Annotated in this window: 10 protein-coding genes; 7 read left to right on the top strand and 3 right to left on the bottom strand. The window is 46.8% G+C overall.

Annotated elements, in window-relative coordinates; genetic code table 11:
• Positions 1–1,666 (top strand): gamma-glutamyltransferase (gene ggt, locus ACTF5U_RS05060; protein ID WP_438970553.1); only part of this gene is annotated, 1,666 nt, incomplete at its 5' end.
• Here ggt and ACTF5U_RS05055 read toward each other — a convergent pair.
• Both ACTF5U_RS05055 and ACTF5U_RS05050 read right to left on the bottom strand, forming a co-directional pair.
• Complete coding sequence (locus ACTF5U_RS05055) at positions 1,656–2,126, bottom strand: hypothetical protein (RefSeq protein WP_438970552.1); 471 nt, start codon at positions 2,124–2,126, stop codon at positions 1,656–1,658. The two genes, ggt and ACTF5U_RS05055, sit on opposite strands and share 11 nt — an antisense overlap.
• Positions 2,127–2,140: 14 nt before the next feature.
• Entirely contained in the window at positions 2,141–2,581 is a 441-nt protein-coding gene (locus ACTF5U_RS05050; RefSeq protein WP_438970551.1) for a hypothetical protein, read from the bottom strand.
• A 29-nt stretch (positions 2,582–2,610) separates the two neighbouring features.
• Between ACTF5U_RS05050 and ACTF5U_RS05045 the strand changes: the two genes are divergently transcribed.
• Complete coding sequence (locus ACTF5U_RS05045; RefSeq protein WP_438970550.1) at positions 2,611–3,375, top strand: TatD family hydrolase; 765 nt, start codon at positions 2,611–2,613, stop codon at positions 3,373–3,375.
• Position 3,376: 1 nt separating this feature from the next.
• Here the strand turns inward: ACTF5U_RS05045 and ACTF5U_RS05040 are convergent, their stop codons facing one another.
• On the bottom strand, positions 3,377–3,667 hold the full coding sequence (locus tag ACTF5U_RS05040; RefSeq protein ID WP_438970549.1) for an encapsulin-associated ferritin-like protein: 291 nt from the start codon (positions 3,665–3,667) through the stop codon (positions 3,377–3,379).
• Positions 3,668–3,778: 111 nt separating this feature from the next.
• Here ACTF5U_RS05040 and ACTF5U_RS05035 point away from each other — a divergent pair, with 111 nt between their 5' ends.
• The 5 genes from ACTF5U_RS05035 to ACTF5U_RS05015 form a co-directional block, all read left to right on the top strand.
• Positions 3,779–4,690 carry an AAA family ATPase gene (locus tag ACTF5U_RS05035; RefSeq protein WP_438970548.1) on the top strand — a complete coding sequence of 304 codons (912 nt, stop codon included), beginning with the start codon at positions 3,779–3,781 and terminating at the stop codon, positions 4,688–4,690.
• Positions 4,691–4,698: 8 nt separating this feature from the next.
• Positions 4,699–5,652, top strand: coding sequence for a DUF58 domain-containing protein (locus ACTF5U_RS05030; protein WP_438970547.1), 954 nt, complete (start codon positions 4,699–4,701; stop codon positions 5,650–5,652).
• On the top strand, positions 5,645–7,639 hold the full coding sequence (locus ACTF5U_RS05025) for a transglutaminase TgpA family protein (protein WP_438970546.1): 1,995 nt from the start codon (positions 5,645–5,647) through the stop codon (positions 7,637–7,639). The genes ACTF5U_RS05030 and ACTF5U_RS05025 overlap by 8 nt, the downstream gene beginning before the upstream one ends.
• Before the next feature lie 66 nt (positions 7,640–7,705).
• Positions 7,706–8,443: a tRNA threonylcarbamoyladenosine dehydratase gene (locus ACTF5U_RS05020; protein ID WP_438970545.1), complete on the top strand. Its 738-nt coding sequence runs from the start codon at positions 7,706–7,708 to the stop codon at positions 8,441–8,443.
• Positions 8,436–8,831, top strand: a 396-nt coding sequence (locus ACTF5U_RS05015) for a hypothetical protein (RefSeq protein WP_438970544.1), incomplete at its 3' end; no start/stop codon positions are given. The genes ACTF5U_RS05020 and ACTF5U_RS05015, both read left to right, overlap by 8 nt.

The raw sequence follows: 8,831 nt of genomic DNA, 5'->3' as shown, positions 1-8,831 counted from the left end.
TAACATGTGCCGGGTTGTACTGGTTCTGGCCTTGTTTGCCTGCTCACCGCTGAGTTGGGCAAAGATAACGGGGTCTGCCGTTGCCTCGGCTCATCCTTTAGCCACACAAGCTGGTTTAAATATGCTTGAGCGAGGCGGCAATGCTTTTGATGCGGCGGTGGCAGTGACCGCTGCTCTGGCGGTTGTAGAACCAAGTGGTTCCGGTCTTGGTGGTGGTGGTTTCTGGTTGCTCCATCATGCAGAGGATAATACTCAGATCATGCTTGATGGCAGAGAAATCGCACCCGGTGCAGCGTATCGGGATATGTATCTTAATCAGCAAGGTGAATTTGAACCTGAACGCTCTCTCAATGGGCCGCTTGCTGCCGCTATTCCTGGTGTACCTGCAGCTTTGGTTCATTTAAGCCAGAACTACGGTAAGTTACCGCTCAGTGTGACATTGCAGCCAGCCATCGATTACGCAAAAAAAGGCTTTAACGTCTCTGAAGGCTATCAATACCTAGCCGGATTTCGTCAAAACGTGCTTAATCAATATCCAAGCAGTGCTGATATTTTTCTTGTTAATGGTCAGGTACCGGAAACCGGCACACTTATCAAACAACCTGATCTCGCCCATACATTAAAACGTCTCGCTTTGTCAGGAAAAGATGGTTTTTATCGGGGGGAGATCGCTGAAAAACTGGTCTCTGCAGTAAGAGAGCATGGGGGAATCTGGACCTTAAATGATCTAGCCGGATATGAAGTCAAAGAAAGAAAGCCTGTTAAAGGTCATTATCAGGGTTATGAAATCACATCCGCTGCTTTGCCCTCCTCTGGCGGCATTGTGTTAATTCTGGCTCTAAATCAACTCGCGCACTTTGATATGACAGTAAAAGATGCAACCCAGAAAAGACACTGGGTCATTGAAAGTATGCGCCGTGCCTATCGAGATCGTAGTCAATATTTGGGAGATAGCGATTTTGTCGCCGTTCCTGACTTTCTCACGACACCTGAGTACGGAAAAAAAATGAGTCAGAGCATTCAACCGTATCGAGCCAGTTCCAGTGAGGCTATTAATGAAACCAGACAGTTAGGCGAAGACACCACGCACTTTTCTATTATCGATAAAGACGGTAATCGCGTGTCTGCCACATTGAGCATTAACTATCCCTTTGGTTCAGGCTTTGTCGCCAAAGGCACAGGTGTCTTACTGAATGACGAAATGGATGATTTTTCGGCCCATCCCAGCGTTGGAAATGTCTATGGTCTGGTTGGTAATGAAGCGAATGCGATTGCTCCACATAAAAGACCTTTATCAAGCATGTCACCAACCTTTGTCGAGAATAAAGATAGGTTGATGATTACCGGTACTCCCGGCGGGAGTCGCATCATTAGTATGGTTTTGCTTAGTGTGCTTGATTTTATTGAAGGTAACAGTGCAGAACACATTGTGTCGATCCCTCGCTTTCATCACCAATATCAACCAGATCAAGTGCAGGTAGAAAGTCAGGGTTTCACATCAGCAGATTTAACCCCCTTACGTGTACGCGGACACAGCATCAAATCGCTCAGCAGACAGTATGGTGATATGCAGACTATTGTTGTTAACAAAAACAATGGGCTGATTGATGCTGCCAGTGATCCCCGTGGTGAGGGCCAAGCTGAAGTCAGAACTATTAGGCCTTAAACCACCAGGTGATCTGACGTGGCTTTTTTCCCTGTCTCGCCTGCGCCAGTGATGCTGTCTCCAGAATGATAAGCACAACGATAGTTAAAGAAATAGGCAGCAAGCTGAACCAGCCAAAAACAGCCAGTTGGATACCCCGCATCACCTCATCAGCCTGCAACTGCAGGAACAACCAGCCCAGTAAAAACAGGCCCAGTGATACCACGTACGACAACAACAGATAGCGACCACGTCGCCAGGCCAGCAACCAGTGCGTATAAATCAAATCTGACTGCTTACCTTTGCTGGCATGTCGCATAATTGACAGTACAAAACCGGTCGAAATCAACATCGGCAAGCCAACGATCAACCACAGGATCTCGGTGTTAAACAGAATGGCCGGTAGTAGAAAATGCACAACAGACAAATTGAACAGTAATCGTTCATGTGCATCACTCGCTTTTTTCGCATCCTCAGTCATAACAATTACCCTTTTCAGTTATCGTTTCGACTTTCAGCCAGTGCACTGGTTTCCAATACAAATAAAATCAAAACCATCAGCAGTGTCGGCACTACTGCCAGCCGACTAAATACCACCAGCACAATAGCCGACATGTTATGGTCGCTTTGATAAAGGGACAAACCCAACCCTACCAACATAATCAACGCAGAAATCGCATAAGAATAGAGCAACCAGCGGCAATGCCGCCACGTCAGCAGCCAATGTTGCTTAACATTCTCAGCAGCGAACTGATGATATCGGGCATACCAGCCTATCCAGATGATGCTAAACAGCGAACCAAATAATGCCAGCAGCAAAACCGGTAGAAAAAAACCAGTCGCCAAGGCTACAATCGGTATCAATATATGAAAAAGCGCCAAGTTAACCATCATTCTTTCATGCGGTACACTGGCAGCTAAAAGTCTATTTTGCATTAATTGATTTCTTTATCGGGATAAGGTCTATGTTGCACTTGATCGACAGTCATTGCCACCTCGATTTTCACAATTTTGAGAACGATAGACAAGCTATTATAGAGCGCTGCGCGGATTCAGGCATTGAAGCGATTATCGTACCTGGCGTAACACATCAAAGTTGGCCAAAACTGATCGAGGTTTGTGCACAAAACCCAATGCTACATCTGGCGCTGGGACTTCATCCTATGTTCATGCATGAACATCAGGAGACAGACATCAAAGCATTGGAATGGGCATTAAACGATTATCAGCCAATTGCAGTAGGCGAAATCGGGCTCGACTTTTTCCTGCCCGGACATGATAAGAAAGCACAAATGAGGCTATTTGAAGCACAGATAATCTTAGCGGATAAATTTGAACTGCCCGTTATTCTGCACGTTCGCAAAGCACATGATGAAGTACTGAAAGTATTGCGCCAGTATTCGCTCAGAGGCGGGATTGTGCACGCGTTTAATGGCAGCATGCAACAAGCTGAACATTATCAAAAGCTGGGTTTTTTGTTTGGCGTCGGCGGGGCGATCACCTATCCCCGCGCTCAGAAACTGCAAGGCTTGTTCCGTGACTTGCCTCTAAACACAATTGTGCTAGAAACTGATTCGCCGGATATGCCGCTGGTGGGGCATCAGGGCGAGAGAAATTCACCCGAGAGGATCCCCATTATTTTGACAAAACTGGCAGAAATTCGTAGCCAGAGTGAGTCAGAAATTGCTCACGCCACCACGCATAACTGTAAACAGTTATTCGGCATCTAACTTACTCATGATGGCCGATTTCTCCTTGTTTAAAGAGATAATCTTTTAACTCTTCATCCAATTTGTTGTCACGGCGACGGATCCATTCCAACACCATGGCAGCATGTTCTTTTTCTTCATCCCTGTTATGTTCAAGAATCTTCTTGAGTTCCGGATCCTTACATGCATCAACACGTTGGTTATACCAGTCAACCGCTTCCAGCTCTTCCATGAGAGACGTAATTGCCCGATGCATATCCCGGGTATCATCGGATAATTCAGAAATCGGTTCGTGATAGCCTTCATTCGACATTTTCTTTACCTCTTTGGTTATAAATAGAACCATGCTAAAACTAGCATGTCTAGAAACAAGTTGGTATCAACTATTATGCTACCCGAATTAAAATAAGATACAGGATTCTTCATGGCCCAAAAGGAACTCACTGCCATTCTTTCTAGCGTTAATAGCGTTATCCTCGGCAAAGAACACCCGATTAAACTCGCTCTCACCTGCCTGCTGGCGAAGGGCCATTTACTGATAGAAGATTTACCTGGCGTGGGTAAAACAACTCTGGCACATACGTTTGCCGGGACGCTTGGATTAAGTTTTCAACGAATTCAGTTTACCAGTGATATGTTACCCGCCGATATTATCGGGGTATCGATTTATGAACGTGACAGTAGCCAATTCAGTTTCCATCCGGGTCCAATCTTCACCCAGTTAATTCTGGCCGATGAAGTCAACAGAGCATCGCCCAGAACACAAAGTGCACTGCTGGAGGCCATGGAAGAACAACAAGTTACCGTGGAAGGTACAACACACAGCTTGTTATCACCTTTTTTTGTTATTGCCACTCAGAATCCGATGAATCAAATAGGTACTTTTCCTTTGCCCGAGTCCCAACTGGATCGGTTTCTGATGCGTATTGAGCTCGGCTACCCAGATGCCAAAGCAGAACGCGCACTGTTGTTGGGCCAGGATCGTCGTGAGATCCTGAAGCAACTTCAGGCCGTTATCACGGTTGATGAATTATTGGCATTGCAACACAGCGTTACTCAAATACATTTTGCACCTGCCTTGATTGATTATGTGCAACGCATTCTGAGTTACACCCGAGAGTCAGGTCTCTACCACACCGGACTCTCACCAAGGGCAGGCCTTGGGCTGGTACACGCTGCTCAAGCCTGGGCTTTACTGGAAGGTCGTGATCATGTTTTACCGGAAGATATTCAAGCCATCTTACCCAGTATTGTCAGTCATCGACTTCAACTCCATGAGGAAAACTTCTCAGCCGACTGGATAAACCAGCTGATTCAAAACGTCCCTATTCCCTGATGGCTTCAATGGTGACACAACTCTGGCGACGTTGGCGGACCGTAGAAGGTCAGCGAATCTACATTATTCCAACTCGCTTTGGTTATGGTTACGTTGCTTTGCTGATTTTAATGCTGCTGGGCGCCATTAATTACAACAACAGTTTGGGTCACTTATTGTGTTTTCTACTGGCTAGTCTCGGCCATGTGGCAATGCACCATAGCCACCGAAACATTCGCCTTCTGAGTGTCACCATAACGGCATTAGATCCTGTCTTTTGTCACCAACCCGCTTTTTTCAGGCTGACCGTAAACAACACTGACACAGAGGATAGTTACCAAATTGACGTCGCGCATAAGAGTCGATTTGATTTGCCTCGCTGGCAGTTTATGAAAGCTTACGCGCTATTGAATAAAATCGGTTGCGTTGAAGCCGACAGTAATCATAGCTGTGTATTGTCTATACCAACCAGTAAACGTGGCTGGCAAAGACTGACGAAAATACGCTTATCAAGTCTGTATCCGCTAGGATTATTTTATTCCTGGACCGTCTACGATAACCAGGCTGACGTGCTGGTGTATCCCAAAGCATCCGGTCATCGTCCTTTGCCTATGTTCGCTATGCAGGGGAATCAATCCATAAAACAAGCACTTCAGGGTGATGATGATTTCGCCGGACTGAGAACCTACCGCTCAGGTGATCCCTTGCACCGAGTAGCCTGGAAAGCATTTGCACGTGACGAAGTAATGCGCAGCAAACAATTTTCACGTCCAAGAGGGCAAAAACTCGCCTTGCGTTGGGAGGATCTCGAAGATCTGAGTGACACTGAAGCACGATTATCTCAACTCACCAGTTGGGTGTTACAAGCCGATAGTCAGGGCTATCAGTATGGCTTGGAATTACCCGATGTAAGCATCGCAGCGGGGCATGGGCCCGATCATCAACATACCTGCTTAAAAGCGCTGGCCCTCTATCATGGCTAAAAATGACCTTTCTCCGCCTCAACACACTATCAATAGTCTGATTCTGGCGCTGTTTATTGGCGCTGTTCCTCACTTTGTATATCAACCTATATGGGTAGGACTGATGTTTATCATGATGATGGGATGGCGTTTACTACACAACTTTCGTGGCTGGCCTTTACCGGCAGCCAATCGTTGGTTGAAAGTCTTTCAAAATGCAGTAGCCGGCTTAACCATCATTGTTATTGTCAGCCAATTCAATCTGACTATTGGTCGCGATGCCGGTGTGGCGTTATTAACCATCATGCTGGCGTTTAAAGTGGTGGAAATCCGTTCCTTACGTGACTATTACCTATGTGTTTTCCTTGGCTTTTTCCTGGTTATAACCAACTTTTTCTTCAGCCAAAGCATTCTGATGGTGATTTTGATGTTGCTGGTGGTAATTTTGCTCACCCGTTGCCTGCTTGCTGTTAATGCAGTCGATGCAAGACAGTCAGCTAAATCACAGATAACGCATTGCAGCAAAATGGTATTGCAGGCTATACCGGTGATGCTGTTCCTTTTTGTATTATTTCCCCGCATACCCGGACCGATATGGGGACTACCTGAAGATGCCAACACGGCGTCTACCGGTTTAAGTGAAGAAATGTCTCCGGGCAGTATCAGTAACCTGGTTGAGTCAGATGAAATCGCCTTTCGGGTCAAATTCGATGATAACCAGGTTCCACCACAGAATGCGCTGTACTGGCGCGGTCCTGTGCTTTGGCAGACCGATGGCACAACCTGGACCAAACTAGAGCACCATCAACTCAAATGGCAATCTCCCACTATCGAAAATGTGGATAACAGTTACCGCTACAAAATCACACTCGAACCCCATGATGAGAACTGGTTGCTGGCGTTGGACTTACCCACTGAATTACCGAAATCTCCGGCCTCATTTCTGACTCCAGATGGCCGTCTTGTCACCAAGAAGAACATCAAACAACGCACACAATATCCGCTGGTGTCACATACAACGTATTCATTTAATGCCGAGTCAGATCCCAATATCAAAGCAGCATTACAATTACCTGATGATGCACATCCCAAAGCGGTGACATTAGCCCAACAGTGGCGTGATAAGCATAATGACCCGGAAGCCATTATTGATACGGCTTTAGCGTTTTTTTCCAATCAAGCGTTTTTTTACACGCTCACACCTCCTGTGATAAGCGGCGATACCGTGGATGGTTTTCTGTTTGGTTCACGTCAGGGTTTTTGTGAGCATTACGCTGCCAGCTTTACCGTTTTGATGCGAGCGGCCGGTATTCCGACCCGTGTTGTGACCGGCTATTTAGGCGGTGATCTGAATCCGGTTGATAACCTTCTGGTTGTAAGACAACGTGATGCGCACGCCTGGACAGAGGTCTGGTTAGCGGACAAAGGCTGGAAACGCATAGATCCCACCGCTGCCGTGTCTCAGAATCGTATTGATCGGGGGATGTCCGATATTCTTCCTGCAAGCCGACGTTCCCCTGTATTTATTGCCAAAAGTGATGCGCTGGTTGAGTTATGGCAACAAATGCAAAATAACTGGGATGCCTTTAATAGCGCATGGGATATGTGGGTGGTCGCCTATGGCCCCGAAAAGCAGTTCGAACTGCTTTCTCTGTTAGGCATGAAAAACCCTGACTGGCAGAAAATGGCGTTATGGCTAATGATTTTGCTGTCGATGACGGGACTGGTGATGCTGCTCCTGACCTATAAACGCCGTCATCACGCCGATCCTGCTGTCAGTCTTTATCAGTCTTTTTGCCGAAAACTTGAGCGGCTGGATTTACACAGACAGAGTTTCGAAGGCCCCAATGATTTTGCAATGCGGGCTAAGCAGGCTTTACCGGCTTATAAGCAACAAATCACACACATTACCGATCTGTATATTCAGATTCGTTACCGACAAGTTGACGATGCGCTGATGTCAGAGTTGAAGCAACAGGTAAAAGACTTTCGCCCTCGTCGCAGATAGGTTTTGCCAATTAGGTTACTTATCATGGAAAATACGCCTCATAGTTTATGGTTTTGAGGTTTATTGATGGCACATTCCAACCCGCTTTTTGAGCGTACCCATATTCTGATTGGTGATGAGGGCATAGAAAAACTACAAAACAGTCATGTTTTTCTCGCGGGTATGGGAGGCGTAGGCTCCTTTACTGCCGAAGCATTGGCAAGAATGGGCGTCGGTAAAATGACCCTGGTCGACCATGACATTGTTTCCGGCTCCAATATCAACCGTCAATTAGTCGCACTGAACTCAACCATCGGTCAAAAAAAAGCAGATGTGATGTCACAGCGTATTCAGGATATTAACCCTGACTGCCAGTTAACCTTACTGACAGAGTTTCTTACGCCCGACTCGATCCCAACGGTGTTGGCTCAAGGCTATGATGTCATCATTGATGCGATTGACAGTATGAGCAGTAAATCTTCCCTACTTGAAACGGCCTGGCGAAATGATATGACCGTGTTTGCCAGTATGGGCGCAGGCGGAAAGCTGGATCCGACTCAGGTTCGAACCGGTGATTTGATGGACACACGCATGTGTAAACTGGCAAAGCAATTACGTTCCCAGCTTCGTAAGCGCGGCGTTGGCCGTGGTATTCAGACCGTCTACTCGCTGGAGTCACCATTACCAGCTTTACCACCGGAACCGGTCGGTCGCGGCAGAGCCCGTGCCGTCAATGGCACAGTGAGTTATATGCCTTCTATCTTCGGCCTTACTCTGGCAGGCATGGTGGTGAATCATATTGTCGGTGACAGCCGACGTGAGTGATCCAACGGATGTCATCAACTGTGATGACTTTCTATACAGCCAACTCAAACAACTACTCAATTCATATGGCCTAAACATCATAAGAATACAGGCTGATGAGGCGATACCCGGCAGTTTTTTTGGCGAGCGCGAAGCCGGACTGGTCGGTAATAAGCTCTATGTTCGCTTCGATACACCCGTACATTCTGTATTGCACGAGGCCGGGCATTTCATCTGTATGGATCCTGCACGTCGGCAACATCTGCATACGGATGCCGAAGGCGATTATGACGAAGAAAACGGCGTCTGTTTCTTGCAAATACTGTTAGCCGGTTTCGTTAAGAATGTAGGACGGGCACGTATGCTTCGTGATATGGATCGCTGGGGATACACCTTTCGTCTTGGTAGC

Origin of the sequence: Methylophaga sp. (assembly GCF_965655755.1) — a bacterium.
Taxonomy (GTDB): Bacteria; Pseudomonadota; Gammaproteobacteria; order Nitrosococcales; family Methylophagaceae; genus Methylophaga.
The sequence above is the reverse complement of the archived record's forward strand: the minus strand, read 5'-3'. Positions and strand labels throughout refer to the sequence as shown.

Bases quoted from the DNA above. Each gene is read 5' to 3' on its own strand.
- ACTF5U_RS05020 (WP_438970545.1), top strand. From the start codon at position 7,706: ATGGCACATTCCAACCCGCTTTTTGAGCGTACCCATATTCTGATTGGT.
- ACTF5U_RS05030 (WP_438970547.1), top strand. From the start codon at position 4,699: ATGGTGACACAACTCTGGCGACGTTGGCGGACCGTAGAAGGTCAGCGA.
- ACTF5U_RS05045 (WP_438970550.1), top strand. From the start codon at position 2,611: ATGTTGCACTTGATCGACAGTCATTGCCACCTCGATTTTCACAATTTT.
- ACTF5U_RS05055 (WP_438970552.1), bottom strand. From the start codon at position 2,126: ATGACTGAGGATGCGAAAAAAGCGAGTGATGCACATGAACGATTACTG.
- ACTF5U_RS05025 (WP_438970546.1), top strand. From the start codon at position 5,645: ATGGCTAAAAATGACCTTTCTCCGCCTCAACACACTATCAATAGTCTG.
- ACTF5U_RS05035 (WP_438970548.1), top strand. From the start codon at position 3,779: ATGGCCCAAAAGGAACTCACTGCCATTCTTTCTAGCGTTAATAGCGTT.
- ACTF5U_RS05050 (WP_438970551.1), bottom strand. From the start codon at position 2,581: ATGCAAAATAGACTTTTAGCTGCCAGTGTACCGCATGAAAGAATGATG.
- ACTF5U_RS05040 (WP_438970549.1), bottom strand. From the start codon at position 3,667: ATGTCGAATGAAGGCTATCACGAACCGATTTCTGAATTATCCGATGAT.